The sequence below is a fragment of the Streptococcus oralis genome (genome assembly GCF_003942875.1).
GTDB lineage: Bacteria > Bacillota > Bacilli > Lactobacillales > Streptococcaceae > Streptococcus > Streptococcus oralis_BX.
Genome location: NZ_RMVK01000004.1, coordinates 1 through 19,212, shown reverse-complemented (window position 1 = coordinate 19,212; position 19,212 = coordinate 1). Strand labels below are relative to the sequence as shown.

Here is a 19,212-nt window from a genome sequence, read left to right as displayed (position 1 = left end):
TTCTACTCCAAAATAAATCGTTCTGCTACAGTGTCTCCTAAAAAGAGACCTCTCTTTGTCATTCGGACACGATCACCATCGATCTGCATAAGACCTTGTTGAACCAAGTCTCTGATGATTTCGCCATAAAGTCCATCAAAAGACCGTTCGAATTTTTCCTCAAATCGCGCCATGGAAACCCCAGATTTCTTGCGGAGGCCTAGGAACATTTCTTCTTCCATCTGCTCCCTTTGACTCAGGTGTTCTTCTGTAATCCGAGCATTTCCTGCCTCTACCGCATTGAGATAGTGGCGGATAGGACCGTGGTTTTTATAACGTACCCCATTGACATAACCTGAAGCACCCGCACCGATACCATAATACTCGGCATTATCCCAGTACATGAGATTGTGGCGACTTTCAAATCCAGGCTTAGAGAAATTCGAAATCTCATAATGCTCAAAACCAGCTCGCTCAAGCTCTGCGATGATGTACTCAAACATCTCCGCTTCCAGTTCCTCCTTGGGCAGGGGCAGTTTCCCACGACGCATACGGTTCATAAAGACCGTATGATTCTCCAAAATCAAGCTATAAAGGCTCATATGAGGAATATCAAGCGAAATGGCCTTAGCCACATTTTCCTTGACCTGATCCATGGTCTGACCGGGAAGAGCGTAGATCAAGTCGATGGAGATATTGTCAAAACCAGCCAATTTAAGACGGTCGATATTTTCATAAATATCCTTCTCCAAATGACTGCGCCCAATCTTTTTCAGCATTTTGTCATCAAAGGTCTGCACACCGAGTGAAACACGATTGACTGGCGACTGTTTCAAAACCGCAATCTTATCCACGTCTAGATCTCCTGGATTGGCCTCAATGGTCAACTCTTCTAAGACTGACAAGTCCAAGTTTTTGGTCAAGCCATTCAAGAGCACTTCTAGTTGCGGAGCTGACAAAGCTGTTGGTGTCCCACCTCCAATATAGAGAGTTCGCAACTTTTGGATATCATAAGAACGAAACTCTTCTAGCAGATGCTCCAAATAACTATCTACTGGTTGATTCTTAATAAACACCTTTGAAAAGTCACAATAATAACAAATCTGTGTGCAAAAGGGGATATGCACATAGGCTGACGTTGGTTTTTTCTGCATAGTATTTATTATACCACAAAGACTGCTTTCCAGATAAAAATCACCATCTCCAGAACCAGAGATGGTGATACCTTATACTTCAGTAATATCAATGATGATTTCTTCTTGGTCTTCAGCAACATCGGGAGTTGCTGACTGTTCTTGCCATTGCTCCTTGAGATTGTTAAAGGTTTCTTTTGATACTTCCGTCGCTTGTCGTGCACATGTTTTGGCTTGATCAAGGACACTTTCAAAAGTAATTTCACCAGATTCTACTTGTTCCTTTGTTCTCAGCACAAAGTCCGTTGCTTGTTCTTTCACTTCTGTCAATTTCTCACAGACTTGCTCTTTGGCATATTCTGGATCTTCTCTCAAATCATCTAGAAAATCTTGAGCTTGACTGCAAACTTGCTTGCCCTTGTCACTGGTTAAGAACAAGGCCAAAGCTGCACCTGATACAGTTCCTAAAAGGATAGAGGATAGTTTTCCCATGAGATTTCTCCTTTTTTATTTTTTGAAAAATTTACTTGCAACACGAAGAGCTGACAAGCCTGCACCTGTTTTAATGGTCTTTGAACCAGCAGATGAAGCTTTTTTGCCTAAAACACGTGCATGTTGGTTGAGGTCAGATACTGACTCAGATAAGTCAGCCACCGCCGTAAAGAGTGGATCAATCGTCGCAACTTTGATATTGATATCGTCAACCAAGACATTAACTTTTACCAACAATTCATTGGTATGATGTAAGGTAACATCTACATCTGAAGACAAGGTTTTGATGGTTTTCTCCGTCTCATCAATCATTCGACCTGCTTTTTGAATCGTGATTGTCAAATAGACTAAACAGACAATCAAAGCAATCGCAACAAGTATATATGCAACTTCTAACATTTATTTTTCCTCCTCTGTATGATAGAAAGGGGCTTTCTTTCGATTTTGATAAAGTATGATAAAAATACCGAGTCCGATAAGGACAACTGATAACCATTGGGAAACTCGCAGACCAAAGAACATGAGACTATCTGTCCGCATTCCTTCGATGATCATACGACCAAAACCGTACCAAATCAAGTAGAAAGCAGTGATCTGACCACGTCTGATTCCCTTTAATTTTCGTCTAAAAATCAAAATCAAAGCAAATCCAATCAGATTCCAAACCGACTCATATAAGAAGGTCGGCTGACGGTAGCTACCCTCAATGTACATCTGGTCACGGATAAAGCCTGGCAAATAATCCAGACTATCTACCGCTGCACCATAAGCTTCTTGGTTAAAGAAGTTCCCCCAGCGCCCTAAACTCTGGGCAACCATGACGCTCGGTGCTGCAATGTCTAAGAAATCCCAAGTATTAATCAACTTTCTATCTGCAAAGATATAAAGAACAATAGCGCCCGCTATCAAGCCTCCGTAAATGGCCAAACCACCATTCCAGATGGCAATGATTTCACCTGGATTTTGCAGATAATAATCTAAACGAAAGAGTACGTAGTATAGTCTAGCACCTAAAATAGCTACCGGAAAAGCAATCAGGATAAAATCTAAAATATCATCTGACAGGATTTTCTTTTTAGGAGCTTCTTTCATAGCAAGATAGACTGCCAGAACCAAACCAGCTACAATACACAAAGCATACCAACGAATAGCAAAGGGACCAATTTCAAATGCGACTGGATTAATCATGTTTCACCTCATTTTGAGCGATTAGATTTGTCAAGCGTTCTTCAAATAAACGTGTCGCATCAAAGCCCATTTCTTTAGCACGGTAGTTCATGGCAGCCGCCTCAATGACAACGGAGATATTGCGTCCTGTTTTTACTGGGATGCGGATACGCGGAATCGTTACACCAGAAACTTCGAGTTCTTCAGCATTGTTTCCTAGACGGTCAAAGGTCTTATGCGTATCGTAATTTTCCAAATAAACTGCTAGCTGAACTTGTGAAGAATCTTTTACAGCACTTGCACCATAGAGACTCATGATATCGATAATCCCAACTCCACGAATCTCAAGTAAATGTTTCAAGATTTCAGCAGGTTCGCCCCAAAGAGTCATCTCATCCTTAGAATAAATATCTACACGATCGTCTGCTACTAGACGGTGTCCACGCTTCACAAGTTCAAGACCTGTCTCGCTCTTACCGATACCACTATCCCCTTGGATCAAGACACCCATGCCATAGATATCCATCAAGACACCGTGCACACTGGTACGTTTAGCCAAACGGGAATCAAGGTAGCTAGAAAGTTCTCCAGATAAACGACTGGTTGCTGTTCGACTGGTTAAAATCGCAATCTTGCATTCTCTAGCAGCCCTCAACATTTCCTCTGGTACCACCAGACCACGAGCCACGATAACCGCAGGTGTTTCAGGTAGAAACATTTTCTTCAAAACTTGATAACGGTTCTGGGCAGGCATGGCAACTAAATAGGACCACTCCTTCATCCCTAAAAGCTGAATCCGTTCTGGTGTATAGTAATCAAAATAGCCCGTCATTTCAAGACCAGGTCTCATAATGTCTGCAGTATTGATTTCTTTTTCAAGTAATTCGCCTTCACCATAGACAATATCTAGTCTGAGTTTTTCAATGACATCTCTTACTAAAACCGACATAATTTCCTCCTTCAATCGAGTTCTCCCTACTATTATATCAGATTGTAGGTGGAAGTTTCCTTTTTTTGCAGGATTTACAGTATTTATTTGATGTAGCTTGGGAAAAGATTTGACTAGGAAGTCTTTTCGTACTCCTTCAAATTAATCGAGACAAATCTACTGCAAATTGGTCAACATCTATCACCAAGTCCCTTCCAGATTTTTCTAAGTAAATCCTTGGAAGACCTTTTGTTAACATTCTGTTTGCATCAGCCATATCTTGAGGATAGATATAGAACTGTTGACCTTTTGGAAACTGATTTCGGACTTGCCATTCTTCAAACTCCTTCAAAACAGTTTTATGAGATGGCATACTGACTTCTTCGAACAAGGAATGGTCAAAAAATCGTACCAAACGATATAGACCATGGATCTCATCCGCAAAGCACTTATCAATCTTTTCATAGGGGAAGCCTCGTCTCTGATAAGCTTGGCATAAACTTTGTAAGGACTCACTTAATGCAACTGCATCTTTTCTTGCCAAACTGATAAAATACCGAACAGAAAATTCTTCCATACCAGTTCGTTTTTTCTTCTCTAAAAACTGTTGTGCACGCAAGAGGGACTCGGATAATCTTTCTTCATCTTGATAATAAAGAGCGTATAAAAGATTAATCACATTTTCTGGATAATAGGTTCCTCTCAACAAGGGTAAATCTTTGGGGACGAAAAATGGAATGACTGAAAAATCGTTACAAGCAAAAGAGGTAAACAAGCCATTCAAAATCCCATCTGTGTAGATGGTTCCACTTGCCAACAAACCGCCTCTCAGCAACTCGGTTCTTCCTGTTTGCCATAGAGCGTTGTTTAACTGCTTATAATCCCCATCTAAAAACGCAGCATAATAGGCAAAATATTTAATATCATCTAGCAATAAGCTACTGTATAATTTTACCCTTAAAACCTTGTCAGACGATACTTTTGAATCTGTCAAATACTTTTCAAAAATTCTTTGGTTTGACTCTTCAAATTCCTTCCAATCGATCGGATCAGCACAATAACCCCAATCTTCCAAGTGATTTTCACGCATCTTTTGATATTCTTTTATATACTCTCTCATAACAATTTATTCCTCTAAACACTATGTAAAAAAAGACTAGACAAGTCTAGCCTTTCATTTCAAATTAGAATTTTTTACGTTTACGAGCTGCTTCTGATTTACGTTTACGTTTTACAGAAGGTTTTTCATAGAATTCACGTTTGCGTGTTTCTTGAAGAGTACCAGCTTTAGTAACCGCACGTTTGAAACGACGAAGTGCATCGTCAAGAGATTCATTCTTACGTACTACTGTTTTAGACATTTTTTTCACTCCCTTCAAGTTCAAGATCTATTCCATTTTACACGCAAAATGAATAATTGTCAAGGGAAAACCTACATTTATTCCGATTTTCCGATTCAATAATTACTTTCTTGCCTATACTTTATCAAATCCACCAATTTTTACATCAAATCATACAACTTTGTTACGGCTTGTTCAAAAGGTTCAATATATTTCCAATATTGATCAGGAAGATTCGAAATCTTACTCAAGTCATTGCTGTCAAAATGATATACCAGATGACGAAGAATTTGATTTTCAATAAAATGCAAATCTCTCATCTGATCTATACTAATAGACTCGAGCTTTTCTACGTAGCGACATAAATCAGCCAGCGACTGCGAATCAAATACTTTTTCCTCGTGTAAATAATAGAGAAAGCTTTTGTTTTCAGCTCGTGTATTGTCTTTTATCAGATTATTTTCTAATAGCATACTTTCATTCTCTCCTTGTATATCATAAAATAGTAAAAATTGAACCTAACTAGATATAGTTGTTCTACCAATCTATTATACCACTTCTTTCTATTGACTCATGAAAGCTAGAAAAAACCACTCACTCCAAAGAGCAAGCGGTTCTTGTAATTTTTATTTTTCAAGTAAGCTGAGCGCTTCTGCATCAGCGATAATAGTCACATCAGGGTGGTTTTGTAGGCTACTTGCTGGGAGATTCTCAGTCACTGGGCCTGATACTGTTCCGGCAATGGCTTCTGCTTTCGACTCACCGTAGGCAAAGAGAATAATTGACTTGGCATCCAAGATGTTTTTAATTCCCATTGAAATGGCTTGAGTTGGAACGTCTTCAATCTTGTCAAAGAAGCGAGCATTAGCTTCGATAGTAGACTGGTCAAGTTCGACTAGATGCGTTTGGCTATCAAATGGAGTTCCTGGCTCGTTAAAGCCAATATGTCCATTGCGACCGATTCCCAAAATTTGCAAATCAACAGGATGGTCATCCAAAATTTGATTGTAGCGTTCTACTTCTTCTTCAGCATTATCCTTAACACCACGTGGCAAGAAACTTTCTTTAAATGGTTTTTGGTTAAACAAGTTTTCTTGCATGAAGTAACGGTAAGACTGTGGATTATCTCCATCAAGCCCTACATACTCATCGAGGTTTACACTGGTTAGATTTGAAAAATCAAGGTCACTTTCAACGATTTCTTTGTAAAATTCAAGCGGGCTACTTCCTGTCGCAAGTCCTAATGTTTGAGCACCATTGGCCAATTTTTCCTTCAAAATCTCAAAAGCAACTTTTCCACCTTCGACTTGATTTTCAACTTTAATAACTTTCATCTTTTCATCCTCCGTTTTAATCTATATTTATTATATGGTATAGACCAATTTTTGTCAAGTGAAAACGATTTAATTTCTAAAAAAAGAGCGTCCAAACTTGAAACATGTTATAATGGATAGGATTAGAATTTAGAAAGAATGAACAGATATATGAATACAGTTGATTTTGATTTCCACTTGCCTGAGGAATTGATTGCCCAAACACCACTGGAAAAACGAGATGCGTCTAAACTCCTTATCGTTAATCGTGAGACGGGAGAAATGCAGGATAAACACTTCCACTCTATTATCGATATGCTGGAACCTGGTGATGCTCTTGTCATGAATGACACTCGCGTTCTCCCTGCCCGCCTCTATGGTCAAAAGGAAGAGACAGGAGGCCATGTGGAACTTCTCCTACTCAAAAATACTAGTGGTGATGAGTGGGAAGTTCTGGCTAAACCTGCCAAACGCCTCAAGGTTGGTACTCGTGTCATCTTTGGCGATGGTCGCCTCAGCGCCGTCGTTACGGAAGAATTGACCCACGGAGGCCGTATTGTCCGCTTTGAATACCAAGGAATTTTCCTAGAAATTTTGGAAAGTCTAGGTGAAATGCCACTACCGCCCTATATCCACGAAAAACTAGATGACCGTGAACGTTATCAAACGGTCTACGCTAAAGAAAGTGGCTCTGCTGCTGCACCGACTGCTGGTCTCCACTTTACTAAAGAACTGCTAGCAGAAATCCAAGCCAAAGGTGTTCATCTGGTCTATCTCACTCTTCACGTCGGACTCGGAACCTTTAGACCTGTCTCTGTTGACAATCTGGACGAACATGAAATGCACTCCGAATTCTACCAACTTTCTGAGGAAGCAGCAGCCACCCTTCGCTCTGTTAAGGAAAATGGAGGTCGCGTCATCGCTGTAGGAACCACTTCTATCCGCACACTGGAAACCATCGGTTCCAAGTTTAATGGGCAAATCCAAGCAGATTCTGGTTGGACCAATATCTTTATCAAACCAGGCTACGACTGGAAGGTTGTAGATGCTTTTTCAACCAACTTCCACCTGCCCAAGTCAACTCTTGTTATGCTAGTTTCTGCCTTTGCCGGTCGTGACTTAGTCCTAGATGCCTATCACCATGCCATCCAAGAACGCTACCGCTTCTTCAGTTTTGGAGATGCCATGTTTATCTATTAAGAAAATCCCTATTAGGAAACCTAATAGGGATTTTTCTAATTATTCTATACCAAACTTTGGATCTTTCAAACTCTGAACACTGGCATTGATAACTGCTCCGATAATCAAAATCTTTGCAATGAGAATAAACCAGAACATCATGACTACCACGATAATGGAACTGAAAAATCGAACGTCAACCAGATGATTGACATAACTATTGACGTAGACAGAAAAGATGTTCAATAAAAAGATAAGAGTTAGCAAGCCAAAGACACTTCCTGGTAAAACATAGCGGATTCGTGGTGCTTTTACTTTTGGAAGGAAGTAATAAATCATGACTAGAATGGCAAAGATCAAGGCATAGACCAGAGGGCCTGTAAAATCTTGCAGGTAGGAAAATAGCGGACTATCTGATTGCCAGTAAGTTTTGAGGAGGTTGAGCAACATACGACCAAACATACTCAAAAACAAGGCCAAGGCAAAAAGAATCTGCAGGCCAAAACTAACAAGTAGACTCATCAACTGATGGGAGATAATTCCTCGACTCTTGGTCACTCCATAGGCTTTGTTAAAGGCTTTTTGGAGAAAATCCATTGATTTTGAAAAGGTCCAGAGTGCAGATAAAACGGCAAAACTCAGCAAACCAGTTGATGGTTGAGTCAGAACTTCTCGGACAATCTTGGCAACCACATCATACACCGTATCAGGCAAGAATTCCTTAATCGTCAGTAAGAAATTTGAGACCGGAATCTGAAAATAAGGCAAGATATTGACCATTATCATCAGCAAAGGAAAGATTGAAATCAACCAATAGTAGGCAACAGCGACACTGGTCAACTCGCTATCAGATGCTTGATAGTAATGCAAAAAAGCTTTCAATAAGGGCCTGTCCATCAGCTCTTTCCACCACTTTTTCATGTTTCATCCTCCGTCATTTTCTTCATCGTCTAAGTTCTTCTGATTAAATCTAGCATATCATAAGGCAAGGTATTTGCAGCCTCTTTCAGAGAATAATTCTCTAAATTATTCACATTTTGGCGTAGTTTTTTGGCATACTTGGCTGTTATCAGTTTAGCTTCTTCGTATTCAAAGATTGCCTTACGTTCGAGATAGTAGCCTCGTAGCATTTCATCGATATTGTTTGGCTTGATGCGATTGATAACCCGCTCAACAAAAGCACCGCTTCCGATAATGGCCGTCTCGCGTAGACGAGACTCTTGCATAAAACTAATCAGAGAACTCTTGTAAACCCCTTTGAGGTTTTCCAAACTCTCGATAATCAGCTCTGTATTTTCCAAATACAACTCTGAAATCTGATCATAGTCAACTGCTAGTAGTTTACGAGATTCTTCATTCATCCAACTACGGAAAGTTTTGCCAAAGGTAAACATTTCATGGAGTAGAAAGCGCAGTATCCGTAAGGAAACTAGGAAGTAATAAGTCACTCTAGAAGCGAAATTCCGATTGATACTCTGCTCCATGTTTTTTAGGTAACGCTGGTAAACTCGATAGCCACGCTCACTAATTCTATTTTCCTCGTAGGCTTGCTCCAAACCATCACTCTCAATACTCAAGATAAGAAGTTTGAGGGACTCCCAGTCCTCTTGGACTCTCTTATTTTCCAGACTAAGGATGAGGTTTTCAATCCGACCATGATAATTATCAATAGCTGCATAAAGAGGGAGTTTGTTCTTGTGATGGTCTAGTTCTTTTTCTAATTCTGCAGCTACATCATTCAAAATCGCAATATGCATCAAATGATCCTTGCTTTCCTCTTGTTCTTCAGATAAGTGAGGGAGAATCAATAAACCTGTTAGAAAGCTCAACAGTGTAACGCCTGCTACAAGGAAGAGCAACAAAGGATATTCCTGCTCCAAATGACTTGGTATGAGGAGAATGGTCGCGATAGATACTGTCCCTTTGACACCAGAGAAGGTCAAAAGAAGCATATCTTTCATGTACTTATGAATTTTTTTCTTGAGTCGACGCGTCCTCACAAAGTAAAAACCAGCAATCATGACAAAGCGGATCGCAAAAAGCAAGAAGGTCAGAACGACAACTGAAATCAGTAAAAGAAGGGGATTGTAGAGAGAATTAGACAAAATTGGCTCCGCAATCAACTCTAACTCCATTCCCAAGATAACAAAGACTGATCCATTTAGCATAAAGGTCACGGTATGCCAGACGGTCTCCGTCACGGTGTCAACTTGAGCCTCAAGGAGCGTAATTTTCTTAAAGCGACTGGCCTTCAAAATACCTGCAACCACTACTGCGATAATCCCTGAAACATGAAACTCTTCTGCGATAAAAAAAGTCATGAGTGGCAAACTTAGCTCTAGCAATAGTTCACTAGCTATATCTATCGCTCGCACACTCAGTAAAAAGGTATGCAAGAAACGATTGACCATAGCCGTCACAAAACCGACTACAAAACCACCAAGGATAGAAAGTGCTAGGGAAGTCCCAGCTTGGCTGAGAGAAAACGTTCCTGTTGTCCAAGCAGCAAGAGCCATCTGAAAGGCAACCAAACCAGAAGCGTCATTTAAGAGTCCTTCCCCTTTTAAAATATTAGAAACCCGTTTTGGAAAACGAAAACGTTCAGAAAGAGATGCAAAGGCAACCAAATCAGTTGGCCCAAGTGCCGCTCCAACTGCTAAACAGGCAGCTAAAGGAAGAGTCATCCAAAGGAAATGAGCCATACCTCCTAAGCTTAAGGTCGAGATAAAAATCACAGGAAAAATTAGAAAGACGACAATCCGCCAGTGCTTCAAAATGGACGTAATATCCGCTTCTTCTGCCTCCCGGAAAAGTAAGGGACCAATAACCACGGCCAGAAACAGCTCTGTATTGAGATGAAAGTCCGTATCGGGAACAAATAAGCCAATCCCAATCCCCAAAAGGATTTGCACCAGAGGAAGGGGTAAAAAAGGCAGAAGTTTATTGGTCGTAGTTGAAATGATTAAGACAAATAAAAATAGAATCAAGTAAATGAGTAATTCCACACAATTCCTCCTTAATCTTTTTTACAACAAGATTCAAAAATCTCCTTTTGCTCTTGGATTTTCTGATCAATCTTAGAACAGTCTTTGTGCTCAATTTTTTTCTGGCATCGTTCCATTTCAAGAGCCACTAATTTTTTCTTGATTTTAAGCATTTTCTTGCTCATATGTGCTTCGTCGAGCACCCCGACTGCTCGCTCGTGATGCGTTGACTCGACAAAATTTTGGCGCATTGCCTCAAGCTTCTCACGAAGGTATTGTTTATCCATGTCTATACCTTTCTAATTTTTCAATCATAACTAAAAACGGTGGATTGTTAACTTGGTTGAGAGTTCGATAAATAACAGCTGTATACTCTTGTTGGTTCAACTGGCTAACACAATCCAACACAGCATCCCTCTCGGTGTCTCCTCCTTCATGACCATAGTAGATCATGATAGCAATCCGTCCTCCTTTGACAAGCAAATGGCAAAGCTTTTCTAAGGCTTCGATAGTAGTCTGAGGTTGTGTGATGACGGATTTGTCAGCAGAAGGCAGATAACCCAGATTAAAAATCCCTGCCTTAGCGTCTGTCACAAACTGGTCTAGTGTCTCATGACCTTGCAAGATTAACTGGGCATTTGTCATACCTGCCTGATCCAAACGCTCTTGGGTTTTCTCCAAAGCCTGCTCCTGGATATCAAAGGCATAGACTTTCTTAGCTAGCTTGGCTAGAAAAAGGGTATCATGGCCATTACCCATGGTCGCATCCACAACAATATCCTCTTTTGTCACGACTTCCGCTAAAAAATCATGTGCCATCTCAAGTGGTCTTTTCATTTTAAAACTCCTGTTTTACAGCCTTGCATCCTTGCACACTTCCACGACGTCGCATCTCAGTTTCAATAGCATTTAGCACTTCCCATTTATTGAGGCTCCACATAGGACCAATCAGCATATCTCTAGGTGCATCTCCTGTAATTCGATGGATGACGATATGCTTAGGAATGATTTCTAGTTGGTCACAAATGACCTTGACATACTCATCCTGACTCATCAGTTGCAAGCGTCCTTCGTGGTAATCTCGCTGCATCCGTGTATTGGTCATGAGGTGAAGCAAGTGCAGTTTAATTCCTTGAATATCATTATCCGTGACGCAGCGGCGGACATTTTCAATCATCATCTCATGAGTCTCACCAGGCAAACCATTGATCAAATGGGAAACAATCTCAATCTTAGGATATTTCCTCAAGCGTTTGACCGTTTCCACATACAATTCATAAGAATGGGCACGGTTAATCAGCTCAGATGTTGCTTCAAAGGTTGTCTGTAAGCCCAATTCTACCGTCACATGCATGCGTTCCGACAACTCAGCCAAATATTCGATGGTTTCATCGGGTAAACAGTCTGGCCGTGTTCCGATATTGATTCCTACTACACCTGGCTCGTTGATAGCCTGCTCATAACGTTCCCGAATCACTTCCACCTTTTCATGGGTGTTGGTAAAGTTTTGGAAATAAACTAGATACTTTTTAACATCTGGCCATTTGCGGTGCATAAAGTCAATTTCCTTATAAAATTGCTCACGGATAGGGGCATCCGGTGCCACAATGGCATCTCCCGAACCTGAAACCGTACAAAAAGTACAACCACCATGAGCTACAGTTCCATCACGATTTGGACAGTCAAATCCCGCATCAATAGGAACTTTGAAAGTCTTTTCTCCAAAAAGTTTTCGATAATAATCATTCAAGGTATTATAAGATTTCATAACTTTCATTATAACAAAAAACACCTACAATCTCAAAAGCCTGACTTTCCTACAAATTCCCTTGTTTCTCATTTCCTTTAGCGTTTTTTTATGATACAATATGGGTATGATTTTAATGAAAATAGCATCTATTTTATTATTGATATTAACCTTGGTGGTTTGCTTTATTGTCACCAAGCTTTTCGGACTTAGGAAAATAGGATTTAATTTCGCGGATCTAGCTTTTCCATTTTTGGTATTTGAGTACTACCTGATTACTGCTAAAGCTTTTACCCACAACTTTCTACCGCGACTTGGAGTCGTACTTTCTCTCCTAGCAATCCTCCTTGTAGTCTTTTTCCTTGTCAAAAAACGAAGTTTTTATTACCCTAAATTCATCAAATTTTTCTGGAGAACCGGTTTTCTCCTTACCTTAATCATCTACATAGCAATGATTGTCGAATTGATGATGCTCCCATAAAAAAACATTCCCTCAGACAGCTGTCTAAGGGAATGTTTTTATCTTCATACCTTGTTTTCTAAGCTCTACCAAGATACTTTTTCTTATTTCCTAAATGTTAAGGCGTAGAATTTGCCATCCCAAAGAAGTTTCATTTCCTTTTCCTTAACTTCGCTTGGAACAGCATTCTCAATTTCACTCAAATCAACAGTAGCATCTTTGAAATAATCCTTACTAAAATGATTTTTCTTATATTGCTGATCCACATAGTCAGCCGTCTCATCTGCGATTAAAATTTTTGTTCCTGGCTTCGCCACTCGTAGCATTTCCTGCATAGCCTTGGCCTTATCATTGAAAAAATTGATTCCGCCAATATGGTAGACAATGTCAAAACTATTATCCGCAAAGGGTAGATCCTCCGCGCAAGCATGGAAAAGTTGCAGATTGGTCTTTTTAGCGCAAGATTTCTGGCATTTTTTTAGCATACTGATAGAAATATCCACCCCTACAAAGTCTAAACTTTTCAGGTCAACTGTATCAGGAATATAACGTAGGTCTTGGCCAGTCCCGATAGAGACATAAAGAACAGATAAATTATCTTTCCATTCTATTTCCTCCATCAGATCCCTTCTCAACTTATCAATTGCTTTGCCGTGGAGAAGTGGTCCTATCCATTTCTCACTCATATCGTACCAGCGAGCCATACGGTTATACATGGTCATGTATTTAGCATTATCTCCAGATAGATAATCAGGATTAAGAGACAGATAGATAGCCCCTTCTTTTTGAAAATTTTCCACCTCTAAACCTGCCTTCAATTTATCTTGTAATCTTGTTTCAATCATATGCAACATCTCCTTTTCTATTTGTCACCTATTATAGAGGAATTCATCGCAAAAACAATAGCTTTTCAGTAAGTGGCAACTATCCACTTGTATCCGGTAGTAGAACCAGGGTTAGTTACAAAAAAAACAAGTGCCAATTTCCATTGACACTTGTTTCCACTTTTAAACTGCCTTGCAAAATTTCGTGAAAGATACCGTTTAAAAAACTTAATCTTCTTTTTTGCGTCTTGCCAAGAATCCTGTTCCCAATCCAAGAAGGGCGATTCCAGCTACTAGAGTCGCTTGGTTAGACTCGCTTCCTGTATTAGGTAATTCCCCACCCTTTTTAGGCTTACCTGGTTCATTTGGTTTGCCAGGTGTTGGTTTTTCTGGAGTGTGTGTATTTGTAATGTTGTAACCTTCTACTGAAGCTGTATAACCATCTGGAACATTCACTTCTTCAACAGTGTAGGCAATCTCCTTACCTTCTTGATAACGATCAAGACCTGTAAACTCATAAGTCCAGCCACTTGTTTCTGACACTGTAGCTGTCTGACCAGTTTCCTTACCATCTGCAAGAAGTTTTACGGTGATAGATGCTGGACGGATGCCATCTTTGTTATCTTCATCTTTCCAGATCTTATGACCTTTTACAGCTGTTTTTTCTGGAGTATGTTCGTTGGTAATGGTGTACTTGCCATCTTTGTCTGTAGTGATGGTTGCTTTGTATTCTGTCATAGCAGTTTCTTTGACAGTGTACTTGATTTCCTTACCATTCTCATACTTAGGAAGTTTTTTAGATTCGAACTTCCAGCCAGTTTTTTCTGAAACTTCAATTTCTTGAACAACTTTTTCGCCGTTAAGAATTTGAACTTTCACAGATCTTGTACGTTTACCGTCTTGGTTGTTGTTATCTTTCCACACCTTAGTTCCTGAAAGAACAACTGTTTCTGGGTTATAGGTGTTTGTCACTACTTGACCAGTCACAGAGGCTTCGTAACCAGCTGGTACATCCACTTCCTTGATAGAATAGGTGATTTCTTTTCCAGCTTCGTATTGTGGAAGATTGGTGAAGGATGCTACCCAAGTGTTATCATCAGTCTTTTCCTTAGCTGTTAAGGTCAATTTCTTACCTTCAACAGCTACTGGATCTGCATTTCCTACTTTTTTATAAAGTTGAACCGTTACGGACTCAGGACGTTTACCGTCTTGGTTGTTCGCATCGTTCCATACTTTTGTTACCTTGTAGTCAATTTCTTTAGGAGCATATTTGTTTGTGATGGTAAAGTCTGTAATAGTCGCTTCGTATTCTGCTACGGCTTCTTCTGTTACAGTGTATTTGATTTCTTTACCAGCTTTATATTTTGCTAATTTTTCGAATGTAGCAGTCCATGTTCCGTCTGCAGCTGCTTGAACCTCTTTCGATGCAACTTTCTCACCGTCTGCTAAAAGATTGATTGTAATCTTAGTCGGACGTTTGCCGTCTTGGTTATTAGCGTCATCCCAGTTCTTAGTTGCTTTTACATCAACTGTTTCTGGTGAATAGCTATTTGTGATGGTGAATCCTGATGCAGCATCACCAGTAATTTCAGAAGTATAACCAGCAACAGTTACTTCTACTACTGTGTACTTAATAGGTGTTCCGCCTTTATCAGCATCAAGGTCTTTGAAGCTTCCAGCCCAACCATTTGCTTCAGTCAATTCAAGTGTTTTACCAGTATCTTGACCATCTGCAAGCAATTTAACTGTGACAGAAGTTGGACGTTTACCGTCTTGGTTGTTCTCGTCCTTCCATACTTTCTTCACAGGAACTTCCGTTTTTGCTGGAGTGTAAGTATTCTCGAAAGCTTTTTCATCATCGTAAGAAACAGTTGCTTCAAGTGCACCTTTACCCTTGTCCGCTACAGTAACTGTAGCCGTAACAGTTTTAGTGTCGTACTTGATGCTTGTATCACTGCCAGCTTTTTCAGCAATTTTAAAGGTATAAGTCCCTGCTTTGTCGAATTCCAATTCTGAGAAAGCAATGTTTCCGTCTTTGTCATTCTTCACAGTTTCTTTCACCTTACCATCTTGGTCTGTTAAAGTGAATTCAAACTCTTCAGCCTTCAACTCACGTCCTGTAAGTTTTTTATTAGCTTTAATCTTGGCTTTAGCTTTGCTACGTTTATTTGTAACTGTTTTGATAGCTCCATCTTGTCCAACAGTCATCTCAAATGGAGTAGGATTCAACTCATATCCCTCAGGAGCCTCAATTTCGGTTACCGTAAAGTTCCCTTTCTTGATATCACTTTCTGAGTAAATAGATGATTCAGCAATTCCGTTATCATTTGTCGTTACAATTTCCTCTTTAGCCGTAGCTCCTGCCGGAGGAGTAATCTTGAATTTTGCTCCTTTTAGACGGTCATGAGTCAGCTCGTCGACCTTGTAAAGAATGATACGGTAACCAGTTTCTAACTGAATTGTACCACCAGAAGCAACGACTGAGTTTCCGATTTGCTTAACGACAGTCTTATTACTATAGTCGTCATATGTTAGAATCTGGTCATCACCCTTCATTTCAGCATTGTTTTGGACTTGCGTGCCATCAGCTGGAGCACTTGTTTTATAATTAATTCGAAATGCTGCTGGTTTACCGTTCTTCGCAAGAATTGAAGATGCATTGTTAATTGTTAAAGTAAATTCTGTGTAAGAATCATTCCATTTTACTTGGTAATCCTTACCAGCTTCTAAAACCACTTCATCTTTAAAGTAATAATATTGATCATACCAACCTGCCGTGACGCTAAATGTTTCAGGGATCATCTGCATTGGTGAAGCATTTGGATCTACCCAGTCATGAATTTCAATTTTATTATAGGCTGCTTGTTTCGGATTAACACGAACATACCAGCTGTGTAAGTATTTTCCACTCTTATTTAGAGCCTTGGATGTCCAATCCTCTTTGTAAATCAAACCATGATATTTATTGAAATTAGCTCGACCGATTCCTTCAGAATAATCAGCCGTATCACCTTTTTTAACCTTGATTTGATGGGTGATTTCATTTATGGTTTCCGTCTTATCAAAACGGAGCGTTTCATTGCTTAATTCATTTTTAGAACTAAAACCAACAAAGAAATTTCCTTTAACGTTTTGGACTTGATAGCCACCTTTTTTCTCAAGATAGGTTTTCAGATTTTTTAATGTAATAGTCGCCTTACCACCATTATTATCCCCGTTTGATACAATTTGAGTTTCTCCGATAACGAGATCTGTTTCCTTATCTTTTAAATCAAAAGTTTCATTTCTAACAGTTAAAGGGCTCGGAACAGTAAAGGTAAAGGTATCACCGTCCTCTAATTTACCATCATAGGCGCTCAAATCGTAATCAACAGTGAATTTATAATTTGAGTAGTTATGATGCTCAGGAGAAAGTGTATAAACACCATTCGCATCCGGTTTTATAAACTTACCATTATCAACCTCCCAAATTCCAATATTACTGATAACGTTCTTCAGTTCCTTTGCTTGAACTGAATTTGGAGCAAAGATTATCCCTAGCAAACAAGCCAGAGAAGTTAGGATGGGTAACCAAAATTTCTTGTTCTTCATAATCTTCCTTTCTAAATTACCGAAAACATTAAAACGACAAACTATGATTATAAAATCTCAACACTCATCTCCTTTCGAATTCGTTGAAATCCATGAGGGTTATTGAATCAATTACATCATATTAACATGTTTCATAACTATATGTGAGTGCAATATTTATCATATTTGTTCTATTTTTAATATAGAAACCTCCTTTAATTTCATTATAAAACAAAATTAACTTTTTTTGTAATATTATGAGGTTATTGCCTTTTGAAAATATTGACACAGTGTAAAATTACTGCCATAAAAACTAATTCTTTCATCAGACCGAAGTTTCTTTAAGTATAGTGTACACTTATGAACAACTTCTCTTTTAAACAAACAGAAAGAAACATTGCAAAAACATTCCATTTATTTATAAGTTTGATACACCTTAATAATTATCCAAACTATTTTATATAAGTAAAAATCAGAAGAGATTTAGCAATAGTCATACACCATACTGGTAAATAGTTTAATTTAGCATATTTTATTATTCAGAATCATAGAAAAAAGACCAGGGGGTTATCCCTGATCTTTCTTTACTGTACTTATTGGCTACTAAATGAGATTAGTCTTCTTTTCTTCGTTTAGTTGCTACAAGACCTGCACCTAAAGCTAGAAGAGCTAAACCTGCTGCTAATGCAGCTTGTCCAGATTCACTTCCAGTGTTTGGTAGGTTAGGATTTTCTGGTTCAGTTTGGTCCGTTACTACTAACTTACCATCCTTAAACTCAACCTGATTTCCACTAGCATTTACCACTGTTACAGTTCCGTCGTAGTTAACTTGGAATGTAATATCTGTTACTGCTAAGTATCCAGTTGGAGCGGCTTCTTCATGGAAAGTATATACTCCTGGAGTCAAATCAAGTACATGTGATTGATTGGCCTTTGAAGTCCATTCAGCCACAGGACTACCTGCAACTTTTTCTCCACGGAAAATTTGGATTTTTGCGCCCGCGATTTCTTCACCTGCTAGATTTACCTTGCTGAAGGTAATCTTACGTGGTAGGTCGTCGTCTTTGTCGGTTACAGTTACAGTTGAACCGTTTGTGGCAACTTTGTTTTCTTCACCCTTAGAGTCTTTTTCTCCAACATTTGTCACTTCCACTGTGCCGTCGTGTTTGACTTGGAAAGTGATGTCCGTTACTTTGAGGTAACCTGTTGGGGCTGCTTCCTCATGGAAGGTGTAAGTACCTGGTGCCAAGTTGAGATCTTTAGACTTACCAGCTTCTGAAGTCCAGCTTTCTACAGCTGTACCTTCTGCCTTATCGCCCTTATAGATCTTGATTTGAGCGCCTGCGATTTCCGTACCACCAAGGCTAACCTTACTGAAGGTAATCTTACGTGGGAGGTCATCGTCTTTATCGGTTACAGTTACAGTTGAACCGTTTGTGGCAACTTTGTTTTCTTCACCCTTAGAGTCTTTTTCTCCAACATTTGTCACTTCCACTGTGCCGTCGTGTTTGACTTGGAAAGTGATGTCCGTTACTTTGAGGTAACCTGTTGGGGCTGCTTCCTCATGGAAGGTGTAAGTACCTGGTGCCAAGTTGAGATCTTTAGACTTACCAGCTTCTGAAGTCCAGCTTTCTACAGCTGTACCTTCTGCCTTATCGCCCTTATAGATCTTGATTTGAGCGCCTGCGATTTCCGTACCACCAAGGCTAACCTTACTGAAGGTAATCTTACGTGGGAGGTCATCGTCTTTATCGGTTACAGTTACAGTTGAACCGTTTGTGGCAACTTTGTTTTCTTCACCCTTAGAGTCTTTTTCACCAACATTNGTCACTTCCACTGTGCCGTCNTGTTTGACTTGGAAAGTGATGTCCGTTACTTTGAGGTAACCTGTTGGGGCTGCTTCCTCATGGAAGGTGTAAGTACCTGGGGCCAAGTTGAGATCTTTAGACTTACCAGCTTCTGAAGTCCAGCTTTCTACGNCTGTGCCTTCTGCCTTATCGCCCTTGTAGATCTTGATTTGAGCGCCTGCGATTTCTGTTCCACCAAGGCTAACCTTGCTGAAGGTAATCTTACGTGGAAGGTCATCGTCTTTATCG

Annotated in this window: 19 protein-coding genes; 2 read left to right on the top strand and 17 right to left on the bottom strand. The window is 39.7% G+C overall.

The window, feature by feature from the left end:
* Positions 1-2: 2 nt before the first annotated feature.
* The 9 genes from hemW to D8844_RS04935 all read right to left on the bottom strand — a co-directional run bounded on the left by hemW (position 3) and on the right by D8844_RS04935 (position 6,373).
* On the bottom strand, positions 3-1,133 hold the full coding sequence (hemW, locus tag D8844_RS04975) for a radical SAM family heme chaperone HemW (protein WP_042768306.1): 1,131 nt from the start codon (positions 1,131-1,133) through the stop codon (positions 3-5).
* A 72-nt stretch (positions 1,134-1,205) separates the two neighbouring features.
* Complete coding sequence (locus D8844_RS04970; RefSeq protein WP_042768307.1) at positions 1,206-1,604, bottom strand: YtxH domain-containing protein; 399 nt, start codon at positions 1,602-1,604, stop codon at positions 1,206-1,208.
* 15 nt (positions 1,605-1,619) lie between these two features.
* Complete coding sequence (locus D8844_RS04965; protein WP_042768308.1) at positions 1,620-2,003, bottom strand: DUF948 domain-containing protein; 384 nt, start codon at positions 2,001-2,003, stop codon at positions 1,620-1,622.
* Positions 2,004-2,792, bottom strand: coding sequence for a prolipoprotein diacylglyceryl transferase (gene lgt, locus D8844_RS04960; RefSeq protein ID WP_042768309.1), 789 nt, complete (start codon positions 2,790-2,792; stop codon positions 2,004-2,006).
* Positions 2,785-3,720: an HPr(Ser) kinase/phosphatase gene (gene hprK / locus D8844_RS04955; protein WP_000115190.1), complete on the bottom strand. Its 936-nt coding sequence runs from the start codon at positions 3,718-3,720 to the stop codon at positions 2,785-2,787. The genes lgt and hprK overlap by 8 nt, the downstream gene beginning before the upstream one ends.
* Positions 3,721-3,856: 136 nt before the next feature.
* Positions 3,857-4,819 carry a hypothetical protein gene (locus D8844_RS04950; protein ID WP_125422390.1) on the bottom strand — a complete coding sequence of 321 codons (963 nt, stop codon included), beginning with the start codon at positions 4,817-4,819 and terminating at the stop codon, positions 3,857-3,859.
* Positions 4,820-4,883: 64 nt separating this feature from the next.
* Positions 4,884-5,060, bottom strand: coding sequence for a 30S ribosomal protein S21 (gene rpsU, locus D8844_RS04945; protein ID WP_000048054.1), 177 nt, complete (start codon positions 5,058-5,060; stop codon positions 4,884-4,886).
* 140 nt (positions 5,061-5,200) lie between these two features.
* Positions 5,201-5,512 (bottom strand): hypothetical protein, encoded by a 312-nt coding sequence (locus D8844_RS04940; protein WP_042768310.1) that lies wholly within the window; start codon positions 5,510-5,512, stop codon positions 5,201-5,203.
* 153 nt (positions 5,513-5,665) lie between these two features.
* Positions 5,666-6,373, bottom strand: coding sequence for a glucosamine-6-phosphate deaminase (locus D8844_RS04935; RefSeq protein ID WP_125422387.1), 708 nt, complete (start codon positions 6,371-6,373; stop codon positions 5,666-5,668).
* A gap of 150 nt (positions 6,374-6,523) precedes the next feature.
* Here D8844_RS04935 and queA point away from each other — a divergent pair, with 150 nt between their 5' ends.
* Entirely contained in the window at positions 6,524-7,552 is a 1,029-nt protein-coding gene (queA, locus tag D8844_RS04930; RefSeq protein ID WP_125422384.1) for a tRNA preQ1(34) S-adenosylmethionine ribosyltransferase-isomerase QueA, read from the top strand.
* 39 nt (positions 7,553-7,591) lie between these two features.
* Here queA and D8844_RS04925 read toward each other — a convergent pair whose 3' ends face one another.
* Genes D8844_RS04925 through mnmL form a run of 5 tightly spaced genes read right to left on the bottom strand, consistent with a single transcriptional unit; the run spans position 7,592 to position 12,292 of the window.
* A complete protein-coding gene (locus D8844_RS04925) occupies positions 7,592-8,452 on the bottom strand; it encodes a YihY/virulence factor BrkB family protein (RefSeq protein ID WP_125422381.1) in 861 nt (286 codons plus the stop codon).
* A 29-nt stretch (positions 8,453-8,481) separates the two neighbouring features.
* Positions 8,482-10,536: a cation:proton antiporter gene (locus tag D8844_RS04920; RefSeq protein WP_125422378.1), complete on the bottom strand. Its 2,055-nt coding sequence runs from the start codon at positions 10,534-10,536 to the stop codon at positions 8,482-8,484.
* 11 nt (positions 10,537-10,547) lie between these two features.
* Positions 10,548-10,802 carry a hypothetical protein gene (locus tag D8844_RS04915; protein ID WP_000361094.1) on the bottom strand — a complete coding sequence of 85 codons (255 nt, stop codon included), beginning with the start codon at positions 10,800-10,802 and terminating at the stop codon, positions 10,548-10,550.
* Complete coding sequence (gene mnmM, locus D8844_RS04910; protein WP_125422376.1) at positions 10,795-11,352, bottom strand: tRNA 5-(aminomethyl)-2-thiouridylate-methyltransferase MnmM; 558 nt, start codon at positions 11,350-11,352, stop codon at positions 10,795-10,797. The genes D8844_RS04915 and mnmM overlap by 8 nt, the downstream gene beginning before the upstream one ends.
* Position 11,353: 1 nt before the next feature.
* Positions 11,354-12,292: a tRNA modification radical SAM protein MnmL/YtqA gene (mnmL, locus tag D8844_RS04905; protein ID WP_070567050.1), complete on the bottom strand. Its 939-nt coding sequence runs from the start codon at positions 12,290-12,292 to the stop codon at positions 11,354-11,356.
* A gap of 91 nt (positions 12,293-12,383) precedes the next feature.
* Between mnmL and D8844_RS04900 the strand changes: the two genes are divergently transcribed.
* Positions 12,384-12,743, top strand: coding sequence for a DUF3397 domain-containing protein (locus tag D8844_RS04900; RefSeq protein ID WP_125422373.1), 360 nt, complete (start codon positions 12,384-12,386; stop codon positions 12,741-12,743).
* Between the two features lie 83 nt (positions 12,744-12,826).
* Here the strand turns inward: D8844_RS04900 and D8844_RS04895 are convergent, their stop codons facing one another.
* The 3 genes from D8844_RS04895 to D8844_RS04885 all read right to left on the bottom strand — a co-directional run.
* Entirely contained in the window at positions 12,827-13,567 is a 741-nt protein-coding gene (locus D8844_RS04895) for a class I SAM-dependent methyltransferase (RefSeq protein ID WP_125413738.1), read from the bottom strand.
* Positions 13,568-13,774: 207 nt separating this feature from the next.
* Entirely contained in the window at positions 13,775-17,137 is a 3,363-nt protein-coding gene (locus tag D8844_RS04890) for a Cna B-type domain-containing protein (RefSeq protein ID WP_125422370.1), read from the bottom strand.
* A 592-nt stretch (positions 17,138-17,729) separates the two neighbouring features.
* Positions 17,730-19,212 (bottom strand): SpaA isopeptide-forming pilin-related protein (locus D8844_RS04885; RefSeq protein WP_125422367.1); only part of this gene is annotated, 1,483 nt, incomplete at its 5' end.

Coding starts and splice junctions, on each gene's coding strand:
- hemW (WP_042768306.1), bottom strand. CDS start 1,133: ATGCAGAAAAAACCAACGTCAGCCTATGTGCATATCCCCTTTTGCACA.
- D8844_RS04970 (WP_042768307.1), bottom strand. CDS start 1,604: ATGGGAAAACTATCCTCTATCCTTTTAGGAACTGTATCAGGTGCAGCT.
- D8844_RS04965 (WP_042768308.1), bottom strand. CDS start 2,003: ATGTTAGAAGTTGCATATATACTTGTTGCGATTGCTTTGATTGTCTGT.
- lgt (WP_042768309.1), bottom strand. CDS start 2,792: ATGATTAATCCAGTCGCATTTGAAATTGGTCCCTTTGCTATTCGTTGG.
- hprK (WP_000115190.1), bottom strand. CDS start 3,720: ATGTCGGTTTTAGTAAGAGATGTCATTGAAAAACTCAGACTAGATATT.
- D8844_RS04950 (WP_125422390.1), bottom strand. CDS start 4,819: ATGAGAGAGTATATAAAAGAATATCAAAAGATGCGTGAAAATCACTTG.
- rpsU (WP_000048054.1), bottom strand. CDS start 5,060: ATGTCTAAAACAGTAGTACGTAAGAATGAATCTCTTGACGATGCACTT.
- D8844_RS04940 (WP_042768310.1), bottom strand. CDS start 5,512: ATGCTATTAGAAAATAATCTGATAAAAGACAATACACGAGCTGAAAAC.
- D8844_RS04935 (WP_125422387.1), bottom strand. CDS start 6,373: ATGAAAGTTATTAAAGTTGAAAATCAAGTCGAAGGTGGAAAAGTTGCT.
- queA (WP_125422384.1), top strand. CDS start 6,524: ATGAATACAGTTGATTTTGATTTCCACTTGCCTGAGGAATTGATTGCC.
- D8844_RS04925 (WP_125422381.1), bottom strand. CDS start 8,452: ATGAAAAAGTGGTGGAAAGAGCTGATGGACAGGCCCTTATTGAAAGCT.
- D8844_RS04915 (WP_000361094.1), bottom strand. CDS start 10,802: ATGGATAAACAATACCTTCGTGAGAAGCTTGAGGCAATGCGCCAAAAT.
- mnmM (WP_125422376.1), bottom strand. CDS start 11,352: ATGAAAAGACCACTTGAGATGGCACATGATTTTTTAGCGGAAGTCGTG.
- mnmL (WP_070567050.1), bottom strand. CDS start 12,292: ATGAAAGTTATGAAATCTTATAATACCTTGAATGATTATTATCGAAAA.
- D8844_RS04900 (WP_125422373.1), top strand. CDS start 12,384: ATGGGTATGATTTTAATGAAAATAGCATCTATTTTATTATTGATATTA.
- D8844_RS04895 (WP_125413738.1), bottom strand. CDS start 13,567: ATGATTGAAACAAGATTACAAGATAAATTGAAGGCAGGTTTAGAGGTG.
- D8844_RS04890 (WP_125422370.1), bottom strand. CDS start 17,137: ATGAAGAACAAGAAATTTTGGTTACCCATCCTAACTTCTCTGGCTTGT.